The following is a 21,538-nucleotide window of genomic DNA, read 5'->3' as shown; positions in this document are numbered from 1 at the left end:
CACCTTAAAAATATAGCTTAGCATCTAGAATAAATACCATTAACAATTATAAACTTTTGTTGTTACATTATTTTTCTTAATTGCCTTACCTTCCGAATAAGCTATAAATAAGGTTGATGGTATTAATATCAAAGTACCATATAAAGCACTTTTATCAGGTAATTCATTAAATATAACGTATGTTACTATTGCAGAAATTATTAGCTCTATGTATCTATAAGGTGCAAGTGCAGTAGCATCAGTAAGAGTAAAAGCTTTTAACATAAAGAGCAAAATTAGATTTGAATTAATTCCCAAAATCAGCAGTAATACTAATTCCAACAAGGAAGGCATATGCCAATAAAATAACAAAGGTGGAGTAGAAAAAATAGTTGTCGTTAGAGCTGAATAAAATGACATACTTATTACTGACTCTTTTATTACAAGTTTCTTATTAAGTATATCTAATATAGCAAAGATCAATGCAGATACAATAAAAATAAGATTTTAGGATTAAAATCTTCACTATAGCTTTGGTAGTAATAGCAATACCAACAAAGCCAATAACAGTTACTATCCATCTTTGCCAAATTATATTTTCGTTTAGCAAAGGGATTGCAAGAAGTATAACAAATAATGGTATAGAAAAACTTATAATCGTTGCAGTTACTATGGGGAAAACAGTCAACCCGTAAGTCCATAAGGTCATTCCACAAAACAACAATCCACCCCTGGTTATTTGAGTAGATATTTGACTTGTTTTAAAAGTTTCTATTCCATAGTAAAACATAAAAGGTACAAGGGTAATAGTGGTAAACAGAAAGCGGAAAAAATTATTTCAAAACTCTGAAGATGTAAACTTAGATATTTTGATATAGTATCATTAGCTACACTACTAATACCAATTCCCGCTATACAAGCAACGAATAGAAAATAATGGAAAAAAGCCATACTGAAGTAAGTAAAATAGCGAGGTTTAGATGGCATTAAGATCAAAATTATTGGATGAAAAAGTGGTGAAATCAGCAAAAGAGATGCTGAAGAGAGTAAGAAATAATGCGTATGTTGCAAAAAAACTAAATGCTGTAATTGCAGCAAAAAAGCACAGTATAACAGCTGTAGCAAAAATATGTTGCATTTCGAGAAAGGCAATTACTACATGGATAAAGCACATAAAATTTGGAAGAGAAGAAAAATTATTTGCTCCACCTCAACGCCGTAGAAAAACTATATTGAACCAAAGTCAACTTGAACGAATTGAGTTGTGGATAGAGGAAAACCCCAATATTACTATTAACGCTAATTCTGGATTAAGGAAGGAAGAAAGTATAGGAAATGGAAGGCTTTTTGGATTTCAAGGAATAGGAAATGAGAGTAGAAAAGATGTGAACCAAGAAATTAACGGGAGATCTATGGCGAGTATGTTCAATTTCAAGTCTATTTTTGAGGTAGCCAAAAATCGTCTCAATGATCGACCTTTTTCTCAGCAAAATCTTTTCATGTAGTGAAATTAATGCGTTTTTCATCCCCTTTTTCACCTTGGTAACAAGTTTCAAACCGCGGTTAAACAACTCTTGGAAAAGCTCTTTTTTAATATAGCCTTTATCACCAAACAAAAGACCGGTTAATTTCTTATACTAATTCTCATTATTAATGAACCAAATAAGAAGCATAGCAGAGTTGTTTAACCGTGGAAGGGGAAAGAGAGGTAATAAATTTACACAAAGCGCATTCAAGCAGAACAATTGTATCGTAGATTTTATTGCGTAAAATGTTCTGTTTTATATATAACCAAAACCTCTCAACAGGATTGAGTTCAGGTGAGTATGGTGGTAGGTATATAATTTCGATATTTTTAGGTGCCTTTAAATTTTTTGACTTATGCCAACTAGCGCAATCCATCACGAGAAAAGCCTTTCGTATTCCTAAATATTGCGACATCTGTTCAAGGAATATATTTATACAATCAGTGTTGACGTTTGGTGCAAATAAGCTAAAATTCTCTCCATTTCTGGGATTAACTGCACTATAGAGATAAAAATTTTCCTACCTAATTTTACCTTAACCTGTGTCCTACTGCCTTTTTTAAAACGCTAATTCTGGATTAAAAAGAGAATAGAAAAGTCAGGAGAGTAGGGTAAACTCAACAAATAGAAAAAAATAGATGAGGTTACCCATGGAAGATATAACAAAACTGTTTTGTCTGGTCGATGATTTTTGCAGAGATATAGAGAAAAATTTTGCAGATAAACTACTGCCAAACGGTAAAAAACCCACAAGAGTGCCAGAAATTACACATTCGGAAATTATCACAATAATCCTCCTGTATCAGCAATCTCCCTGTGAAAATTTTAAGGCTTTCTACCTGCATTACCTAACATTGCTCTACAAATCAGAGTTTTCGAAGTTGCCTTCATACACTAGGTTTGTTGCTCTAAAGTCCAGGGTTTTGTGGCATTTAGCCATGCTATTACAGTGCCTTTGCGGATGGTCAGAACTTACTGGAATCTCATACATAGATACAACTCCTATTGCAGTTTGCCATGCAAAAAGAATATCAAGAAATAAGGTTTTTGCTGGAATTGCAAAATTAAGCAAGAGTACATATGGCTGGTTTTTCGGCTTTAAACTACATTTGATAATTAACGAGAAAGGTGAAATTCAAGCTTTTACGCTTACAAGAGGTAATGTTGACGATAGAGAGCCTGTAGCAAACCTAACTAAGAAATTAACCGGTCTTTTGTTTGGTGATAAAGGCTATATTAAAAAAGAGCTTTTCCAAGAGTTGTTTAACCGCGGTTTGAAACTTGTTACCAAGGTGAAAAAGGGGATGAAAAACGCATTAATTTCACTACATGAAAAGATTTTGCTGAGAAAAAGGTCGATCATTGAGACGATTTTTGGCTACCTCAAAAATAGACTTGAAATTGAACATACTCGCCATAGATCTCCCGTTAATTTCTTGGTTCACATCTTTTCTACTCTCATTTCCTATTCCTTGAAATCCAAAAAGCCTTCCATTTCCTATACTTTCTTCCTTCCTTAATCCAGAATTAGCGTTATCAATATTACTATTAGAGAAATGAGAATAAGAATCCAAGAAAGATTTGGTTTGAATATCAGCAAATCCGCAATACATCGTAATATGCAAAGAATGAAATTCTCATATATCACACCAAGACCAGTTCATAGTGGACAAGATAAAAACAAGCAAGAGGAGTTTAAAAAAAAACCTCAATGAAACTATTGTCATGCATTCTGAAAAAGAACTATTTTTCTTCGATGAATCACGGTTTGGTACACATTCAAAAGTTGGACATGGGTGGTTTAAAAAAGGCAGTAGGACACAGGTTAAGGTAAAATTAGGTAGGGAAAATTTTTATCTCTATAGTGCAGTTAATCCCAGAAATGGAAGGCACCTAAAAATATCGAAATTATATACCTACCACCATACTCACCTGAACTCAATCCTGTTGAGAGGTTTTGGTTATATATAAAACAGAACATTTTACGCAATAAAATCTACAATACAATTGTTCTGCTTGAATGCGCTTTGTGTAAATTTATTACCTCTCTTTCCCCTTCCACGGTTAAACAACTCTGCTATGCTTCTTATTTGGTTCATTAATAATGAGAATTGGTATTATTATTTCTTTTTTTGAAGTTATTGAAGGTTTACCAAATATTGCACCAAGTGTTGGTATAAAAACCAAAGCCATAATTAGCAATCCAGTTAAAGTTAGAATTATTGTAATTGGTATGCACTGCATAAATTTACCGATTGTATCGGGCCAGAGTAACAGAGGGAAAAACACTGCTAATTTAGTCAATGTTGATGATAAAACTGGATAGAACATATCATGAACTGATACCAATTCCCACTATGTAAAGAACAGATAGACAATAATGGGAAAGAAGTGATACTAGAGTAGATAAAATAGAGAGGTATAAATGGCATTAAGGTCAAAACTGTTAGACGAAAAAGTTGTAAATTTGGCGAAAGAAATGTTAAAAAAGGTCAGAAATAACGCATATGTTTCAAAAAAGTTACAAGCGGTGATAGCAGGAAAAGAAAGTAGTATAAGCGCTGTGGCAAGAATATGTAAAATTTTAAGGACTGCTTTGACTGAATGGATAAAGCATCTAAAATTTGGTAGAGTAGAAAAATTATTTTCCCCTTCTCAGCGGCGAAGAAAAAGCAAATTAAACAAAAATCAACGTGAGCAAATTGAAATATGGGTAGAAAGAAATCCAAATATTACTATTAAGGAAGTGCAAATAAAAATCTCAGAGGAATTTGGCCTAAACATTAGCAAATCAACAGTGCATCGTGAGATACAAAGGATGAAGTTTTCTTATATAACACCGAGGCCAATTCACCATAAACAAGATAAAAACAAGCAAGAAGAGTTTAAAAAATACTTCAATAAAATAGTCAATTCCCACCCTGAAAAGGAGGTATTTTTTTGATGAATCACGATTTGGAACTCATTCAAAAATCGGACACGGATGGTTTAAAAAAGGGGTCAGAACGCAGGTTAAATGAAAATTGGTAGACAAAATTTCTATATCTACAGTGCGGTAAATCCAAGAAGTGGTAAGAAAATTAGCCTACTTGCTCCATATGTAAACACTGATTGTATGAATATATTTCTGGAGCAGATGTCGAAAGATTTAGGCACGAAAAAAGCCTTTCTTGTAATGGATTGTGCAGGCTGGCATAGATCAAAAAGTTTGAAAATTCAGAAAAACATTACCATTATATACTTGCCTCCTTATTCACCAGAACTGAATCCTCACTTTTACCCACAAGTATAAAAAGCAAGTAAGATAGAGAAAAATATACTTAAGATGAGGTAAAAATGTGTGAAGTAAATAGAAATGTACAATGTGCTGATGGCTTAGGAGATAAATGGCTAGAAAAAGAGTTGAGACATGTTAATCTGGGAGATGTAAGGCTTAATACAAGACTTATTAAAACAAGCTATTTAATAGAGAATAAGGCGTCTGGGTCAATTAGTCAAAGCTGTGTAGGATGGAAAGAAGCTAAAGGTGCATACAGATTATTTAGCAATGAGAAGCTTGAAGCTAAGGAAATTTATTCTTCCCATTATAAAGAAACTATGGAAAGGATAAAAGGAAATGAGCTGGTATTTTCAGTTCAAGATACAAGTTATTTGGATTTTGACTCTCATATAAAGACTAAGGGTCTAGGTAGTATTTCTAAAGCCTATACAAAATATAAAAAGGGTTTGTTATTGCACAGTAACTTAATGGTTAACAAAGACGGATTACCTTTAGGGCTATCTTCTCAACAGTGTTGGGCACGTTCTATCAGGGAAGAAACAGCCCAAGAAAAAGCAAACAGGAAATACCGTACTGCTATAAAGGAGAAAGAAAGCTATAAGTGGATAGCGGCACTAAAAGAAACCCTAAATAACCTCGCAGAAGGTGTACAGCTTGTTACTATTGGTGATAGGGAAGCAGATATTTTTAAGTTTTTATGGACTGTTGAATCATTGGACAGTTTTTATGTAATCCGCAACCGAACTAATAGGAAATTCATCTGTATTGAAGGGGGAAAAACGGATTTGCAAACACGTATAACTCAACTGCCTGTAAAAAAGGAAATTGTCTTGAATGTTGCTGAAAATAAATACCAGATCTCAAGAAAAGCTAACATTGAAGTCAGGTATATGAAAGGCTATATACCTATCAGATCTCCTTACATTTATGGATCGAAAGATACAGAGCATAAAATAAGTGATAAAATCGCTATATATGTAGTAAGTGCCAAAGAAACAAATCCTCCTGAAAGAGTAGAAGCTATTGATTGGACTTTGCTGACTAATGTACCAGTTAATAGCACTTTAGATGCTATAGAAAGGATAAATTGGTATAAGCTAAGATGGAAAATCGAGGAGTATTTTAGGATTTTAAAATCAGGATGTAAGGTAGAAAGCTCTCGTTTAGCTACAAAAGAAAGATTAGAGAAATTAATCGCTATAAAGAGCATTATTGCATTTAATATTTTATATTTAACAAAAATCGCTTTATCGAATCCTATGGAGGTTTGTACTAAGGTTTTAAGTAATGAAGAGTGGAAAACCCTTTACATACGTGAGCATAAAGTAGCCAAATTGCCAGAAGAACCTCCAAACATAAAACAAGCTATTATTTGGTTAGGAAAATTAGGTGGATTTATGAATAGAAAAAGTGATAATTTACCAGGAACTATGACTCTATGGCGTGGTTATGAAAACCTCAGGGAAAGCATGGTTATGCTTCGCATAATGACCTCTCAAAGTTGTGGGTAAAAGTGAGAACTGAATCCTGTTGAGAGGTTGTGGCAATATATCAAACACAATACTTTACGCAACAGAGTCTACGATACCATAGGCTTACTTGAAGATGTTCTGTGTAATTTTATTGTCAGTATTTCCAGTGCTACTATTAAACGAGTTTGTAATGTTTCTTATTTGTTCGATTAGTAATGGAATTTGGTATAAGACGGTAGATGCCTAATTGGCTAGAAAGGAAATCTTTTCAACGTTCAACACTAGCTCTCGTGGTAGAGAAAACTTCACCTATATTAAAAAAAATAGAAAAGTTCATGAAACCAAGAATGTCTTTTATTTTTCTTGGTCCGGGTGAAAAGATTCTAGCTTTTATGATGTTGCTTTGTGCAATAATAATAGCTCTTCCATTACCTTTTACTCACTTCCTTCCTGCAATTGGTATAACTCTTATTTCACTCGGCATTATGGGTAAAGATGGATTTTTATCTACGTTAGGAGTGTTAGTTTCATTCTGTGCGTTATTGGTTACCCTTATTGTAATAGTTAAAGGACCAAAACTTATAGCCGGAACACTTTCTCTTCTTAAAAGCCTTATAACTTCAAAGCTTTACAACACTTTAATAAAAGAATGAAGTACAGCATGAAATGAATAATCGATATTGAAATATAGCAATAACTATGTTAGTTAGAAGTTATATTGTTATTAAAGGGTAACTATGGAAAAAAGTGTGAAATTGACTGAAGATAAAAAATTGGCCTCTGATATTCTAAAAGAGGTTGCAGATACTAATAATAACGATAATGATAAAGTAACATTATTTGATATTAAAACAGCTTTACATGAGCGTGGTTTTGGTATTTTAATAATCATCTTCTCTTTACCGCTATCAGTACCTATACCTGTTCCACCTGGCTATACAACCATTCTTTCTATACCTTTAATCTTATTTTCACTGCAGCTTCTATTTGGGTTTGATTCTCCTTGGATGCCTAATTGGCTAGAAAGGAAATCTTTTCAACGTTCAACACTAGCTCTCGTGGTAGAGAAAACTTCACCTACATTAAAAAAAATAGAAAAGTTCATGAAACCAAGAATGTCTTTCATTTTTCGTGGTCCTGGTGAAAATATTTTAGCATTTATAATGCTGCTTTGTGCATTATCGATAGCAATCCCACTTCCTTTAACTAACTTCATTCCTGCAATTGGTACAACTCTCATTTCACTGGGTATCATGAGCAAAGATGGATTTCTCTCTATAATGGGAGTATTAGTATCATTGTGTGGGTTATTACTTACTCTTGTCGTAATAGTTAAAGGACCACAGCTTATATTTGGAGCATTTTCTTTTCTAAAAAGCTTTGTATATGGTTAAGCTTTACAACACTTTAACAAAAAAAAAAGAGCCCTTTACACCGATCGATAAAGATCATATAAAAATGTACGTTTGTGGGCCAACAGTATATGATACAGCACATATAGGTAACGCACGTTCTATTGTTGTTTACGATGTATTATTTCGACTGCTTAAATTTTGTTATGGAAAAGTTACTTATGTACGTAATATAACCGACATCGATGACAAGATAATCAATGCAGCAAATGAGAAAAATAGTAATATAGAAAGTATTAGCAAATATTACACTAAAACTTTTCATGAAGACATGGAAAGCATAAATTGTGCAGAACCAACATATGAACCAAAAGCAACGGAAAACATAGATAACATTATCAAGTTAATTGAGTCTTTGCTTCAAGCTGGTCATGCTTATGAATCCAATAAACATGTATATTTTAGTGTAGAATCTTACCCTGAATACGGCGTTTTATCAGGAAAAAAAATTGATGAATTAAACTACGGTAGTAGAGTTGAAGTTGGTGAAAATAAAAAACACCCAGGAGACTTCGTACTTTGGAAACCTGCAAACGAAACTGACTATAAACTTTCAAGTCACTGGAATAGTCCATGGGGAGAGGGAAGACCAGGGTGGCATATAGAATGTTCAGCAATGTCATATGCTTACCTTGGCAAAGATTTTGACATTCACGGTGGGGGTATAGACTTGCAATTTCCTCATCATGAGAATGAAATTGCACAGAGTAAATCTGCATTTGCTGAGTCAACGTTTGCAAAATATTGGGTACACAACGGGTTTCTTACGGTAAATGAAGAGAAAATGAGCAAATCCTTATTTAATATAGTCAAAGTAAGGGATTTGTTAGATAGTGGAATAAAGGGTGAAGTAATACGTTATGCGCTGCTTAAAACTCACTACAGAAAACCACTTGATTGGACAGAAAATGTTATCTCTGAGTCGCAAGAAACTTTAAACAAGTTTTATCGGTTATTACGTAGTACATGTATTGAGGAAAGTGATACAGAAGTCTCTAAAGATTTTATAGAGGCTTTGAAAAACGATTTAAACATTCCTGAAGCTGTAGCCATATTGCATGAAATGGCTACAGAAATCAATAAGACAAGTAATGAATATGAGAAGCTCAAATTAACTAAGAAGTTTGTTAAAAGCGCAAGGTTCATTGGTATTCTTGAGTCAAGTTATCAAGAGTGGTTTGCAAGTGGTGTGAGTCATCAAGAAATAGAAAGGTTGATAGACTTAAGAAAAGTAGCAAAACAAAATAAAGATTATGATACTGCAGACAAAATAAGAGAGCAATTGGAACAAATGGGGGTTACAATTTCTGACAACGAAGATGGTACAACAACTTGGTATGGAAAATTATCTCCTATTGTTTATAGATAGCCTAGTATCATCGCTTATCTTACCCATACATCAAGGTTTTGTACTTTACACTATGTTATGCTTTAGGTCAAACTACGATCAACTACTTATATTACTTTTTGGAGTATTAGGATCCACTCTTGGTGGAATAGCTAACTGGTATTTAGGTAGAATAACAATTTTTATCAGAAGATCACATCACAAATTAGAGAATGAAGACAAAACACCAAAAATTGTAAGGCACCTACTGATTTGTGCAGTTGCATTGCTTTCGTGGGTACCAGCACTTGGAAGTGTGACTCAGATTTTATCCGGTTACTTCAAGTTAAACCTTTATATTCTTGTTCCCTTAATTATTTTATCTAACTTCCTCTGTTTGTTGTATCTAACGTTTACCATCTAACTAAACATCAATAAACAACTTTTCTTCTGGTCATATTGAGCTAAATTTCTTCTTCAAACTACCTTTTAAAATGCTTTTATTAGTTTTTGTCATAATACGATCAAATACTCCTAATAACCTCTTAAGTAAGCTTGGGGTTAGCGAAGAGATAGGATTAACAGATACGTTGTTGTTTTTATCATCACCATTTGCTTTGTAGTCTATTGAAATAATCCCCCTACTCTTTCCACCAGTCAGAAGTTTTCCGATTATAGGGATTTTCAACAAAGATTTGTTAATTGAGTATGCCGGTATTACTTGTCCTTCAACCTGGAATTTATAACCCTTAATATCGAGCGTACCACTAGTGCTAATGCCTAGTTCCTCTCCTTCAAACCAAGATTCTTCAATTTCAACAGTGCCATCTTTATATGAAAAAGGTGCATTACACTTATAAAAATGTACACCTTCGTTCTTTATAGCATTTACAATACCAGGCAGTGAAGACATTGATAATAAAGTGGTAAGCAGCGGAGCATCTTTGATATAGAAATTGCTGATAGATAACATACCATAATGTTCTCCATTTTCTCTCTTAGAAGATAGATAAAGAGATAATTTGCCATTTTTAACTGATTTACCAATACCTAAAGAACGCAAAAGCATACCTGAATTATCCGAATATATTTCAAGCCCTATTTCACTATGTTCTACTAGTATATTACTGTTATCTTCTAAAAACTGTCCTGTGAATTGACTTCCACTACAATCACCTTTAGCACAAGTTACATTTAGCTTAGCATCTTTTATGATAATTCCTTCTTTCATAATTATATTATCAACATTCATAGTAACTTCTATTTTGTTATTTAATCGATTACTATCTTTGTCAAGTAAACCTAACACATCACTTAAGTTGATTTTCTCACCGTGAATAGTTATGGAATTTTTCTCCTTACCTGATTCAATTTCTATACTAAAATTATTATCAGGTAATTTAAAGTTGCTAGAATTTAAATATAGATTTCCATTTTCTACTCTTCCGCTAAATTTTATGTCTAGATCATTTACTACAACATCTAGTTTATCTATTAGTAACTTACCTACTCCTTTTAGCCTTGTAGAAAATAAAACTTCATTGTGATCTTCAAAATGGTTTTTCCACCCTAAGTAGCTTGAACGCAACTCGAGCTCTGATAAATCTATATTACCATTAACATACCCTGTTTTGTCTTTATACATTACTGACTCTATATTTGCATTGATATAGCCATCACCGAAATTAAGTATTTGAGCAGGCAAATCTCCAGTCAAACTCCAGGCAAAATTTTCATTTTTATTGCTACTTTTGAGGTCAAATAGCAGCTGTGTATTATTTACCATACCACTGCCATTTAAATCAATAAAATCTCCGCCGAAATCAAGCTTAATCTCATATTTACCAAGACTGCCATTATACGCGACAAAATTATCAATTTCAGAATGAAATTTGGCTAAAAAATCTACTTTTTTATCATCAGCATTTAAATTAAAAATGTGAAAACTGAATACAGATTTTGCTATTCCACCTATACTGTCCCTTGCAATCTTCATCATATCATCCAGCTTAAATTTTATAGGTTCATATAACCCATAAGCATCACTTACAGCCTGACCATTAATTGTGAGAACAGAATCCTCTTTATTGAGAGATTGCATCTCAATTTCGCCACCATCAATATTGAAATTCTGGAACTTAGCGCTATTTACAATAATTTTGAGATTGTTATCCTTGATAGTTAACTCACCGTTCAAGTTCTCTACTCGTTCAAAATCCTCATCAAATTGAACGCTGCCATTTTCTATATCAGCAACAATTACAATACCTGACAGATCATCATTTATTAAACTATCGATTTTACCGTTAAAACTTATAATTGTATTTATAATATTCCCATCAATATTATTACAATACCACTTTCTAAATTCATTGTTCACTAGACCATCTGGTACATAAGTACATAAATCTTTTGCAACAAGTTTACTAATATTAACTCTAAGCAAAGCATGATTTGTGCCAAAGTTCATTTTGCCAATCAAAGAAAGGTAAGTATCATTTAACTTAAAATGAAAGTTTTTTATGCTAATGATTTCATCACTATATGTCAAATTTACATTTACATTAGTCAAGGCTAAGTTTTTACCTGAGTGACTCTCTGTATTTAACACGTATATGTTTCCGTCCACAACTTCATCCTTTCCATTAATTCTAATTGAAAAGTTTCCTTTGAATCCTATTTCTTTGTCCAAATTGTGACTTTTAACTAGTGTGGAAAATTCGTTAAATAGCCCCAACTTTAGGTTATAGAATGTTCCATAGAAATTTAGTAAATTATTACGGTTTTTTATCGTAATGGATAAATCATCTAGAAACCCTTTACCTTCTTTTGTATGGACACGAATATCCAAAACATTGAAATCTTCCCCCTTCCCTACATATACTTTATCAATAAAAAATTCACCTTCCATGCTTTTATTGATAGCGATGTTAGTAATTTTAATCCTTGAGTCTGCATTGAAGTAGAAAAAAAATTTTCTTATTGTCTTTAGCAGATTTTTTGTACTACTCATCTTCTCTGTCATTACAGATGTTATCTCTTTGCTCTCCTCCCTCTTGATATATATGTGTACATTATCAGCTAAAACCTGAGAGAACTTTTTGGAACTTAACTTAAAGTGTACGAAAAGCTCAGGAACTTCTATTGTAAAATCAGGACTTGTTATTTTTAAATCTGTAATGACTAGCTTGCCATCTTGATGCCAAATAACCGAAGTACTCTCCATGCTGACATCCGAATTGGCGAATATTTTTGATATTTTTTTCTTTATGTAGAAATTAATATAACTAATATTGATTTCTAGAGGTCCCTCACCTTTAAAAAAGATAAAGAAGCAGGATATAAATAATAAAATTATAGAAAATAATATAGTAATTTTTTTAAGCATTGATTATTGCTTTTCTTGCTAGAATATCAGCTTCCTCATTGTATTTGTCACCATTATGCGCTTTCACCCAATTCCAATTAATTTCGTGTTGCAAAGCAGCATTATCTAATTCTTTCCATAATTCTATATTTTTTACTGACTTCTTATTACTTGTCTTCCAGCCGTTCATTTTCCACTTATTTATCCATTCTGTTATACCGTATTTAACATAGAGGCTATCCGTATACAAACTAATATTACAAGGAAATTTTAATACCTTCAGTCCATTGATCACTGCTGTTAACTCCATTTTATTATTTGTAGTATTTTCTTCTCTACCACAGATGTTCTTTCTATGATTTTGAAATAATATGATTGCTGCCCATCCCCCTAAACCAGGGTTACCAAGGCATGCTCCATCTGTATATATTGTCACTTCCTTTTTATTCATCTTTACTGTAGTGAATGAATGAAAGTATACCGTTACCTCTATGAAAATACTATTTTTATAGATATAGAGGCAATTTAAGCCACATCTTTAAACTTTATTATGGAAATAAAAAAAAGTGCTACAACGAGCATTATTAGAAGAGAAAGTAAAAGATAGTTTTTATGTTCTTTCATAGTTAAAATAAGTCAATAGAACAAAAAATAATACTAGCAAATAGAGAAAATAGATAAGAAATTGAGTAAGAAAACATTTTTTTCTGCGAGCTATGATTCTTAAGCCTTATAACTGATATGGCAAACCAAATAAAAACGCAACCTTCAATAATTGCCATACTGAGGTAGAATAATGACTTTTTCAAAAATAGTGCTGGGAGTAAGCTAGTTAATACCAACAATATACTATAAATTAATATATGTTTTCTTGTCTTTTTCGGTCCATGGATAACATTAAACATTGGTATCGATGCTTTTACATAGTCCTCAGATCTATTTAAAGATAGAGCCCAAAAATGTGGTGGAGTCCACATAAAAATTATTAAAAATAGAATAAAACTTTCCCAACTTACAGAGTCAGTTACAACCGCCCAGCCAATCATTGGAGGAAAAGCACCTGCTGCACCACCGATAACGATATTCTGCGGAGTACGCCTTTTTAGCCAAATTGTATATACGAAAACGTAAAATAATATGCTAACTGCAAGTAAAGCAGCAGAAATATAATTTACTGCTATTGCCATGATAAATACTGACAATATTCCAATAGTTATGCCAAACTCAAGCGCGCTTTCTGCAAAAACTCTACCTGAAGGTATAGGACGATTTTTTGTCCTCTCCATAACCAAGTCTATATCTCTGTCATACCACATATTTATTGCACCTGCAGATCCTGAACCAAGAGCAATGCACATAAGAGATATTAGTGCAAGGAAAGGATGAATGCTACCTGGTGCAGCAACCATTCCAGCAATTGCAGTAAACACTACAAGGTACATTATCCTTGGCTTCAGCAAATGCCAAAAGTCCAATATTGTCGATTCAACGTTTAACAAAGCACTTATATACACTTTATTTTACCACTGGTGGCTTTTCGAAAGTATGAAAAGGTGGTGGTGAAGATACCGTCCACTCTAAGGTATCACCCCCCCAAGGATTATCTCCAGTTTTTTTGCCCCACTTAAAGAGATGTATAACTATAAATACAAAAAACATAACTGAAACAAAGGACATATATGAGCCAATTGAGGATATATAATTCCAAGGGATAAACGCGTCGGGATAATCAGGTATACGCCTTGGCATACCTGCTAATCCCAGGAAATGCTGGGGTAAGAAAGTGACATTGGTGCTAATAAAAGTGAGCCAAAAGTGTATCTTGCCTAAACACTCGTTATATTGCTTACCTGACATTTTGCCTATCCAATAATAAAAACCGGCGAAAGCTCCAAATAATGCAGCAAGCGACATGACATAGTGAAAGTGAGCAACGACATAATAGGTATCGTGCAAAAGCTTATCTATTCCACCGTGAGAAAGAATTATCCCTGTTATACCACCTCCAACAAACATGAAAATAAAACCTAATGCAAATAGCATTGGTGTCTTCAATTCAATCGCTCCACCCCACATAGTTGCAATCCAACTAAAGACTTTTACACCAGTTATAACACCAATGAAAATTGTGCTAGTGCTAAAAAATATAGCAGCATCCTCGCTAAGCCCAACAGTAAACATATGGTGAGCCCAAACCATGAAGCCAAACGTTGCTATTCCTATCATAGCATAAACCATTCCCATATAACCAAATACTGGCCTATGAGAAAAAGTTGACACAATCTGACTGATGATACCAAATGCAGGAAAAATAATTATGTAAACTTCGGGATGACCAAAAAACCAAAACAGATGTTGAAATAACACAGGATCACCACCACCAGCAGGATCAAAAAAGGAGGTACCTATATTACGATCAGTGAGCAGCATAGTTATAGCACCAGCAAGTATCGGTAAGGCAACAATTAACATAAATGACGTTAGTAAAACAGACCAAACAAATAGTGGCATTTTAGTGAGTGACATGCCTTTTGCACGCATATTGAATATAGTGACTATAAAGTTGATCGCCCCAACAATTGATGACATACCAGCAACATGAAGTGCAAGTATAGCAAGATCAACTCCTGCACTTGGGTGAGACATGATTTGCGATAGAGGTGGGTATAAAGTCCATCCTGTCCCAGGACCTTCGCCAGCAAACACCGAGAGAATGAGCAGAATAAAAGATGATACTAATAACCAAAAACTTAAATTATTCATACGAGGAAATGCCATATCTGGTGAACCAATCATGAGAGGTACGAACCAATTACCAAATCCTCCCATTAATGCTGGCATTATCATAAAAAACACCATTATTACCGCATGCCCTGTAATCATTACGTTATATAGCTGGTAATTATTGTTAAGTATATTAATGTGCATTAGCTGAGTACGAATAATTACCGATAATAATCCACCAATAATTCCAGCTAATATGGAAAAAATAATGTATAGTGTCCCTATATCTTTGTGATTAGTAGAAAACAGCCAACGTCTTATACCTTTTGGTACATCACTCATATCTATACTCCAAACTTAACTTACTAATTTTTTATCTTCAATCCACTTATTAAAATCTTCTTTACTCACTGCTTCAACAACAATTGGCATAAATCCATGACCTTGACCACATAGTTCATAACATTGCCCATAATAAATACCGGGCTTTGTAACGTTAAACCATGCTTCATTCAGCCTACCTGGTATTGCATCAATTTTTATACCAAAAGCAGGTATTCCCCAGCTATGTATTACATCTCCTGCTGTCACTTGCAAACGAATATTAGTATTAATAGGTAAAATAACGTCATTATCAACAGAGAACAGTTTTAAATCTCTTTCGGTAAAGTCTTCTTTTCCTTTTATATAGCTGTCAAATGAAATACCTTGATATTCTGGGTACTGGTAACTCCAATACCATTGATGACCAATAACTTTTAGTGTTATGTCAGCTTTTGGCACTTTCTCCTGTAGTTTAATTAATTCAGCATTTTTAAAAGCCAATACCCCAACAATAATCGTTGGTATAACAAACCAGATAATTTCTACAAAGATATTATGAGTTATTTTACTGACATTTTTCACTTTGCCCTTACGAAAGCGAAATACTACATAAGCAAGCAGGGCCCATACAAAAAGCATAATTGCAATCATTACACTCATTACAAACGAATGTGACTTAACTATAACCTCCATTATCTCAGTTGCAGGAGCAGGAAATCCAAATTGCCAAGAAGTAGGAGCAGAAGCAACTGATATATTTGAGTAAAACATTATCAATAATGCAAATAACTTCACCATATTTTTTGCTGTAAAACTAACTGTATAATAATATATATACACTTACTATGCAAACAGAGATTATAGAATTTACACAAGTGTTTTGCTAAATATTGAATCAAAAGTAAATGATGATTAATGTTTTTTTAGCATTTAATAAATATAATAATACGATACTAACTTGAGGAAAAAGCATTTACATGAATCTACTTTAAGTTAAAATATTATATTATTTTAAGTTAAGTATTTACTTTAAGGAAGTTCTATAATAAGTTTAATAGTGTCTGTTATTGCTAATAACCCTCTAGCCTCACACCTAAAAGCAGTAACAGACACTATTAAACTTTAAGTAAGTTTGCCTATTTATAATTCATTGAGGTAAAAATCTTACTGATTCCTTTAATTCTATTATACAGCTGAGTTTACTAATTAACCTTTAATGTTTACGTTAGCATTTGCATCTTAAATCAAAGATTTACATATTATAGAAAATAATTATAAAATAATACACTACTTGTGTGTAAATTTTTTTTTGCATATCAAACTCTGTAAACAAATTTTCTAGAAAAGCCAAATAAATTATCTCTCTATGAAAGATCTATCGAATGTTGCAATTATAGGTGTAAACAAGAACGATAAAAGAGTGCGAGATTGAGTAACTATATATACTTCTACTGGCATACCAGGATATAGGTATACGTTTTTAAATTGAGCAAGTTCTGATTTTGGTATCACCACTCGCACTGAATAATAACGCCCCATCCTTGGATCATCAAGAGCATCAGGGGAAATATGGTTTACTATACCGTTAATTAAACTTAAGCGACGTGCACTATAAGCGCTCAGCCTTACTTTAACTTTCAGCCCTTCTAGTCCGTCGATAGAGACTATATTGCTATCTTTCTTTTTTGCTGACAGTATCTCTTCTATGTTTCTGGTTAGAACTTTAGCATCTATTATTAGATCATCATCTGATGGTACTATACTCAGGATTGGGACTCCAGATTGTATAACACCACCTTCAGTGTGGTATCTTATATCTGTAACTATACCATCTTGAGGTGATTTAATTATTGTACGTGCTAACGAATCTTCAGCAACCATCAGCCTCTCTTTTAAGTCTGCAATAGATGTATTAACTTCCTTAAGCTCAGCATTTGCTCTTTCTTGAGCATCATTCTTCACATTTATAATCTCTAACTCATTTTCTCCAATCTTTTGCTGTACTTGAGATATTGCAGAACGGTAATGTCCAACTCTACCCTCAATTTCAGCAAACTGTTTTTCTAAAGCTAAAATGTGTGGTTTGCTTATATGGCCACTATCAAGTAATTGTCTTTTTGTTTCTAACTCCTCAGTTATCAAGTCATATTGCTTATGGGCTGCATTTAGTTGAAAATTTAGCCCTGCTAATTCATCATTTAACTGCTTTATACGTTGTTGCAGTATGTCAGTTTTTCCTAATATACTCTTTCTCTGAGAGTTGAACAACTTTACCTGATTCTTTATCGCTTTATTTACAAGTTCATCGTTAGATAATCTTTTAACCTCATCAGAAAATTCTAGCGTATCTAAGTCTCCCCTGATTGCAATAAGTCTTGCTTCAGTTGCCAAAAGTGATAAGAGTTTTTCTTTAATTATACTCAAATTTGCCTTTTCGTTAACATCACTTAATAAAACTAAAGGCTCATCTTTTTTAACTGCTTGACCTTCTTTTACTAAAATTTTGCTTATTATCCCCCCACCCAAGTGTTGCACTATTTTTCTATTTGAAGAGACAATAACTTCTCCACTTGCATGCACTGCTCCGTCAATTGGAGCTATAGCTGACCAAATACCACCTATTCCAAAAAAGATGAATATCACCACTAAACCAAAAAATAGTGGTCCCCATGTGACTTTTAGGACTTCATTTACGCTATTACTCTCACGTTTCAAAATAAAATTTATCATCGCATCAATCCATGCGAACGTCTTATCCAAAAATTGATATTTCTTCTTTCTATTTCCTGCCCTTTGCATATCTATATCATCACTACCAACTAGGCCTGTCAAAGAAAGTCCAGCACTAAGCTTTTTTAACTTACTCATTATAATACTACTGCGAATTCTTGTTAACCAGGATAACACACAAAAACAAAGAATCTATACCTTAAGTACTTTACTTAGACTACGGAACATCAGAATAAACTATTTAGTAACAATTCTTATACTCCATTCAATGGTTCATCATTAGGCTAGAAAATCAAAAAGGTTTTACAACAACCATAATAACTATAATTATTATTAACACTGTTACTGCTTCGTTTAAAATACGAAAATAAACGTGAGTTTTCTTATTCAAGCCCACTGCAAAATTTTTCCTATGCTTTGCAAGTAGGACATGAATAGCAAACATTAAGAATAATGCTAGCGCTTTTACATGAAACCACCCTTCGCGATATGCTTCCCTAATAATCATTAGCATAATTCCAAAACTAAGGGAGAAAAGCATTGCAGGGTTTACGATATATCTAAGGAGTCTCTTCTCCATTATTTGAAGTAAGCTGTCATTTTCTGACCCTGGTTTTACAGATGCATGATAAACATAAAGCCTTGGCAAATAGAGCATACCTGCCACCCACATAATTACAGAGATAACGTGAAAAGCTTCAAGCCAGTGATAGTAGCCCATATAGATAGTATTATAAAATGTTAAAAATTTCTGGTATGATCTCAATTTAATAAAAGAAAGTCAATATGAAAGCAGAAAATTTCACTAAAGAACAGGTGATTGGATTCTACAGAAAAATGCTTCTCATACGCAGATTTGAGGAAAAAGCAGGACAATTATACGGAATGGGATTAATAGGCGGATTCTGTCACTTATCAATAGGGCAAGAAGCAATTGCAGTTGGGACTCAAGCTGCATCAAAACCTGGTGATGCTTTTATCACAAGCTATAGAGACCATGGCTTAATGCTTGCATGTAATTCTGATCCGAATGTTGTGATGGAAGAACTAACCGGCAAAGAAACAGGGTGTTCAAAAGGCAAAGGTGGCTCCATGCACATATTTGATGTTGAAAAAAATTTCTTTGGTGGACATGGAATAGTAGGTGCACAAGTCCCAATTGGCACAGGAATAGCATTTGCTAATAAATACAAGAAAAAAGATAACGTTGTATTCACATATTTTGGTGACGGTGCTGCAAATCAAGGACAAGTATATGAATCATTTAATATGGCATCTTTGTGGAAGTTACCTGTGGTTTATATCATAGAAAATAACGAATACGCAATGGGAACTTCTGTACAAAGATCAACTTTAGTAACTGAACTATATAAAAGAGGAGAGAGTTTTGGTATTCCTGGAAAACAAGTTGATGGAATGGATTTTTTCTCTGTCTATGAGTTAACAAGTGAAATAACTGAGCACGTACGTGGGGGAAAAGGACCTCTCTTGCTTGAAATGAAGACATATCGATATCGTGGCCATTCAATGTCAGATCCTGCTACTTATCGCTCAAAAGAAGAAGTTGAAGATATGAAGCAAAATCATGATCCTATAAGCACCCTAAAGCAGTACATAACAGACAATAAAATCGCTTCTGATGAAGAATGCAAAGCTATTGATAAGGAAATACGAGATTTAGTAAAAAAGTCAGAAGATTTTGCTAAAAATAGTAAAGAGCCAGGCATTGATGAACTATATACTGATGTTTATAAATTTGTTAGCTAATCAGTTGCCATCAAAATTATGTTTTGGCCTACCATAGATATTTTTTGGCAGCACTTAACTTTACTATATAATAGCCTAGTCAATAGAAACTGTAGTAACTCTTATATTATTGATATATACCGCTCTTGGATCATAGGTTAAATGAGTTTTATTTGACTTTTTGTGCTAGTTTGCAGAATATAAAGTTATTTATTGAATAAAATACATGACAAAAGAAAACTGGGAGACAGTAATTGGACTTGAGGTACACGCTCAGGTTTCTTCTAAGAAAAAGCTATTTTCTAGTTCACTAACGGAATTTGGCACTGAGCACAATACTCAAGTTTCTCTAGTTGATGCAGCAATGCCAGGTACACTACCAGTATTAAATTATAGCTGCATAGAGCAAGCAATATGCACCGGACTTGCAATTTCTGCAGAAATTAATAAATGCTCTTACTTTGACCGGAAAAATTATTTTTATCCCGATTTACCACAAGGTTATCAAATAACCCAGTTCTTTGAGCCAATAGTTAAAAATGGCAAAGTTTTTATCAAAAATAATGAAAAAGAAATAAGAATCGCAAGAATTCACTTAGAGCAAGATGCAGGAAAGAGTATTCATGAAGAAAGCAAAACTTACATAGATTTAAATCGTGCAGGCGTTGCTTTAATGGAAATTGTTTCAGAGCCAGATCTCCGTTCATCTGCAGAAGCTGCAGAATTCATGAAAAAATTGAGGCAGATTTTGCGTTACATCGGTTCATGTGATGGTGATATGGAAAAGGGGTCACTTCGCTGTGATGCAAATGTTTCTGTTCGCCCAAAGGGTAGTAGCATATTTGGCACTCGTTGTGAAATAAAAAACTTAAATTCAATACGTTATATTGTACAAGCTATAGATTATGAAGCACAAAGGCAGATCAAAATTTTGGAAAGCGGAGGAGAAATAAGTCAAGATACCTTATTGTTTGATGTCACTTTAGGAAAAACAAAAGTGATGAGAAGCAAAGAAGATTCAAGTGACTATAGATATTTCCCTGAACCTGATTTACTACCTGTTGAAATAAGCCAAGACAAAATTGATTCTATTAAATCATCTTTACCCGAGTTGCCAGATCAAAAAAAACTTCGATACATAGAGGAATTAGGTATCAATGAATATGATGCAGACGTTATCACTTCTGATAAAGAAATTGCCGATTATTTTGAAAAATTAGCAAAAAAGCATGATTCAAAGATTGCAGTTACCTGGTTAACCGTCGAGCTTTTCGGTCGTTTAAATAAAACAAATATTGATATTGTTAGCTCTCCAATTAAAGCAGATGCTTTATCCGAGCTCCTTGACTTTATCGTTGATGGAACGATCTCTGCTAAGCTCGGCAAGCAAGTTTTTGATATTATGTTTGAAACTGGCAAACCGGCATCTCTCATCATAGAAGAGCAGGACCTAAAACAAATAACCGATAGAGGTCAAATAGCAGAAGTTATCGACACAATCATCAATAGCAACCAAGATAAAGTTCAAGAATACAAAAGCGGTAAAACAAAACTATACGGATTCTTTGTCGGCGAAGTCATGAAACTTACCAAGGGAAAAGCCAGCCCTGATGTCGTAAACTTGGTTTTGAGTGAAAGATTAGGGTAAAAA

General features: G+C 33.5%; 15 protein-coding genes and 9 pseudogenes. 13 read left to right on the top strand and 11 right to left on the bottom strand.

Translation table 11 applies throughout. The features are described from left to right. Nucleotides 1-39 precede the first annotated feature (39 nt). Nucleotides 40-930, bottom strand: a pseudogene (locus tag O1Q06_RS01860) (DMT family transporter). Between the two features lie 29 nt (nucleotides 931-959). Between O1Q06_RS01860 and O1Q06_RS01855 the strand changes: the two are divergent. Further along, a pseudogene (locus tag O1Q06_RS01855) lies at nucleotides 960-1,379 on the top strand (IS630 family transposase); the annotation flags it as partial. Here O1Q06_RS01855 and O1Q06_RS01850 read toward each other — a convergent pair. Both O1Q06_RS01850 and O1Q06_RS01845 read right to left on the bottom strand, forming a co-directional pair. Next, a pseudogene (locus O1Q06_RS01850) lies at nucleotides 1,290-1,613 on the bottom strand (transposase); the annotation flags it as partial. The pseudogenes O1Q06_RS01855 and O1Q06_RS01850 overlap by 90 nt on opposite strands. A gap of 16 nt (nucleotides 1,614-1,629) precedes the next feature. Further along, a pseudogene (locus tag O1Q06_RS01845) lies at nucleotides 1,630-2,069 on the bottom strand (IS630 family transposase); the annotation flags it as partial. A gap of 86 nt (nucleotides 2,070-2,155) precedes the next feature. Between O1Q06_RS01845 and O1Q06_RS01840 the strand changes: the two are divergent. From O1Q06_RS01840 to O1Q06_RS01830, 3 genes and pseudogenes are all read left to right on the top strand, one after another. Then, complete coding sequence (locus O1Q06_RS01840; RefSeq protein WP_410542661.1) at nucleotides 2,156-3,025, top strand: IS982 family transposase; 870 nt, start codon at nucleotides 2,156-2,158, stop codon at nucleotides 3,023-3,025. Between the two features lie 18 nt (nucleotides 3,026-3,043). Next, a pseudogene (locus tag O1Q06_RS01835) lies at nucleotides 3,044-3,386 on the top strand (winged helix-turn-helix domain-containing protein); the annotation flags it as partial. Between the two features lie 11 nt (nucleotides 3,387-3,397). Beyond that, a pseudogene (locus tag O1Q06_RS01830) lies at nucleotides 3,398-3,607 on the top strand (transposase); the annotation flags it as partial. On the opposite strand, the gene O1Q06_RS01825 reads toward O1Q06_RS01830, so the two are convergent. Continuing rightward, on the bottom strand, nucleotides 3,570-3,836 hold the full coding sequence (locus O1Q06_RS01825; RefSeq protein ID WP_410543131.1) for a hypothetical protein: 267 nt from the start codon (nucleotides 3,834-3,836) through the stop codon (nucleotides 3,570-3,572). The pseudogene O1Q06_RS01830 and the gene O1Q06_RS01825 sit on opposite strands and share 38 nt — an antisense overlap. 94 nt (nucleotides 3,837-3,930) lie before the next feature. Between O1Q06_RS01825 and O1Q06_RS01820 the strand changes: the two are divergent. From O1Q06_RS01820 to O1Q06_RS01790, 7 genes and pseudogenes are all read left to right on the top strand, one after another. Next, nucleotides 3,931-4,776 (top strand): annotated as a pseudogene (locus O1Q06_RS01820) (IS630-like element ISWpi10 family transposase); the annotation flags it as partial. A gap of 65 nt (nucleotides 4,777-4,841) precedes the next feature. After that, nucleotides 4,842-6,296: an IS4 family transposase gene (locus O1Q06_RS01815; protein WP_410542423.1), complete on the top strand. Its 1,455-nt coding sequence runs from the start codon at nucleotides 4,842-4,844 to the stop codon at nucleotides 6,294-6,296. A gap of 6 nt (nucleotides 6,297-6,302) precedes the next feature. Next, a pseudogene (locus O1Q06_RS01810) lies at nucleotides 6,303-6,470 on the top strand (IS630 family transposase); the annotation flags it as partial. 26 nt (nucleotides 6,471-6,496) lie between these two features. Beyond that, nucleotides 6,497-6,910, top strand: a pseudogene (locus tag O1Q06_RS01805) (exopolysaccharide biosynthesis protein); the annotation flags it as partial. Nucleotides 6,911-6,994: 84 nt separating this feature from the next. Continuing rightward, nucleotides 6,995-7,651 (top strand): exopolysaccharide biosynthesis protein, encoded by a 657-nt coding sequence (locus O1Q06_RS01800; protein ID WP_007302767.1) that lies wholly within the window; start codon nucleotides 6,995-6,997, stop codon nucleotides 7,649-7,651. After that, a complete protein-coding gene (gene cysS / locus O1Q06_RS01795; protein ID WP_410542859.1) occupies nucleotides 7,644-9,038 on the top strand; it encodes a cysteine--tRNA ligase in 1,395 nt (464 codons plus the stop codon). Before O1Q06_RS01800 ends, cysS begins: the two co-directional genes overlap by 8 nt. Then, a complete protein-coding gene (locus tag O1Q06_RS01790; protein WP_410543130.1) occupies nucleotides 9,007-9,420 on the top strand; it encodes a YqaA family protein in 414 nt (137 codons plus the stop codon). The genes cysS and O1Q06_RS01790 overlap by 32 nt, the downstream gene beginning before the upstream one ends. Before the next feature lie 30 nt (nucleotides 9,421-9,450). Here the strand turns inward: O1Q06_RS01790 and O1Q06_RS01785 are convergent, their stop codons facing one another. From O1Q06_RS01785 to hemJ, 7 genes are all read right to left on the bottom strand, one after another. Beyond that, complete coding sequence (locus O1Q06_RS01785; RefSeq protein WP_410542858.1) at nucleotides 9,451-12,384, bottom strand: AsmA-like C-terminal domain-containing protein; 2,934 nt, start codon at nucleotides 12,382-12,384, stop codon at nucleotides 9,451-9,453. Next, complete coding sequence (gene rnhA / locus O1Q06_RS01780; RefSeq protein ID WP_410542857.1) at nucleotides 12,377-12,814, bottom strand: ribonuclease HI; 438 nt, start codon at nucleotides 12,812-12,814, stop codon at nucleotides 12,377-12,379. Before rnhA ends, O1Q06_RS01785 begins: the two co-directional genes overlap by 8 nt. Before the next feature lie 175 nt (nucleotides 12,815-12,989). Beyond that, nucleotides 12,990-13,877 carry a heme o synthase gene (locus O1Q06_RS01775; protein WP_007302763.1) on the bottom strand — a complete coding sequence of 296 codons (888 nt, stop codon included), beginning with the start codon at nucleotides 13,875-13,877 and terminating at the stop codon, nucleotides 12,990-12,992. Nucleotide 13,878: 1 nt separating this feature from the next. Continuing rightward, entirely contained in the window at nucleotides 13,879-15,429 is a 1,551-nt protein-coding gene (gene ctaD / locus O1Q06_RS01770; RefSeq protein WP_410542856.1) for a cytochrome c oxidase subunit I, read from the bottom strand. A 15-nt stretch (nucleotides 15,430-15,444) separates the two neighbouring features. Further along, nucleotides 15,445-16,209: a cytochrome c oxidase subunit II gene (gene coxB, locus O1Q06_RS01765; protein ID WP_410543129.1), complete on the bottom strand. Its 765-nt coding sequence runs from the start codon at nucleotides 16,207-16,209 to the stop codon at nucleotides 15,445-15,447. 558 nt (nucleotides 16,210-16,767) lie between these two features. Next, nucleotides 16,768-18,279, bottom strand: coding sequence for an HlyD family type I secretion periplasmic adaptor subunit (locus O1Q06_RS01760; protein ID WP_410542855.1), 1,512 nt, complete (start codon nucleotides 18,277-18,279; stop codon nucleotides 16,768-16,770). Nucleotides 18,280-18,433: 154 nt separating this feature from the next. Further along, nucleotides 18,434-18,862 (bottom strand): protoporphyrinogen oxidase HemJ, encoded by a 429-nt coding sequence (hemJ, locus tag O1Q06_RS01755; RefSeq protein ID WP_410543128.1) that lies wholly within the window; start codon nucleotides 18,860-18,862, stop codon nucleotides 18,434-18,436. 65 nt (nucleotides 18,863-18,927) lie between these two features. Here hemJ and pdhA point away from each other — a divergent pair, with 65 nt between their 5' ends. Next, complete coding sequence (gene pdhA / locus O1Q06_RS01750; protein ID WP_410542854.1) at nucleotides 18,928-19,908, top strand: pyruvate dehydrogenase (acetyl-transferring) E1 component subunit alpha; 981 nt, start codon at nucleotides 18,928-18,930, stop codon at nucleotides 19,906-19,908. Nucleotides 19,909-20,113: 205 nt separating this feature from the next. Beyond that, nucleotides 20,114-21,535 (top strand): Asp-tRNA(Asn)/Glu-tRNA(Gln) amidotransferase subunit GatB, encoded by a 1,422-nt coding sequence (gene gatB / locus O1Q06_RS01745; protein ID WP_410542853.1) that lies wholly within the window; start codon nucleotides 20,114-20,116, stop codon nucleotides 21,533-21,535. Nucleotides 21,536-21,538 lie beyond the last annotated feature (3 nt).

This window comes from Wolbachia endosymbiont of Tetranychus urticae, assembly GCF_046529255.1.
Classification (GTDB): Bacteria; Pseudomonadota; Alphaproteobacteria; order Rickettsiales; family Anaplasmataceae; genus Wolbachia.
This window is presented reverse-complemented; position numbering and strand designations above follow the sequence as displayed.

Bases quoted from the DNA above. Each gene is read 5' to 3' on its own strand.
- rnhA (WP_410542857.1), bottom strand. From the start codon at position 12,814: ATGAATAAAAAGGAAGTGACAATATATACAGATGGAGCATGCCTTGGT.
- O1Q06_RS01800 (WP_007302767.1), top strand. From the start codon at position 6,995: ATGGAAAAAAGTGTGAAATTGACTGAAGATAAAAAATTGGCCTCTGAT.
- hemJ (WP_410543128.1), bottom strand. From the start codon at position 18,862: ATGGGCTACTATCACTGGCTTGAAGCTTTTCACGTTATCTCTGTAATT.
- coxB (WP_410543129.1), bottom strand. From the start codon at position 16,209: ATGGTGAAGTTATTTGCATTATTGATAATGTTTTACTCAAATATATCA.
- O1Q06_RS01815 (WP_410542423.1), top strand. From the start codon at position 4,842: ATGTGTGAAGTAAATAGAAATGTACAATGTGCTGATGGCTTAGGAGAT.
- cysS (WP_410542859.1), top strand. From the start codon at position 7,644: ATGGTTAAGCTTTACAACACTTTAACAAAAAAAAAAGAGCCCTTTACA.
- O1Q06_RS01785 (WP_410542858.1), bottom strand. From the start codon at position 12,384: ATGCTTAAAAAAATTACTATATTATTTTCTATAATTTTATTATTTATA.
- O1Q06_RS01825 (WP_410543131.1), bottom strand. From the start codon at position 3,836: ATGTTCTATCCAGTTTTATCATCAACATTGACTAAATTAGCAGTGTTT.
- O1Q06_RS01790 (WP_410543130.1), top strand. From the start codon at position 9,007: ATGGAAAATTATCTCCTATTGTTTATAGATAGCCTAGTATCATCGCTT.
- gatB (WP_410542853.1), top strand. From the start codon at position 20,114: ATGACAAAAGAAAACTGGGAGACAGTAATTGGACTTGAGGTACACGCT.
- ctaD (WP_410542856.1), bottom strand. From the start codon at position 15,429: ATGAGTGATGTACCAAAAGGTATAAGACGTTGGCTGTTTTCTACTAAT.
- O1Q06_RS01840 (WP_410542661.1), top strand. From the start codon at position 2,156: ATGGAAGATATAACAAAACTGTTTTGTCTGGTCGATGATTTTTGCAGA.
- pdhA (WP_410542854.1), top strand. From the start codon at position 18,928: ATGAAAGCAGAAAATTTCACTAAAGAACAGGTGATTGGATTCTACAGA.
- O1Q06_RS01760 (WP_410542855.1), bottom strand. From the start codon at position 18,279: ATGAGTAAGTTAAAAAAGCTTAGTGCTGGACTTTCTTTGACAGGCCTA.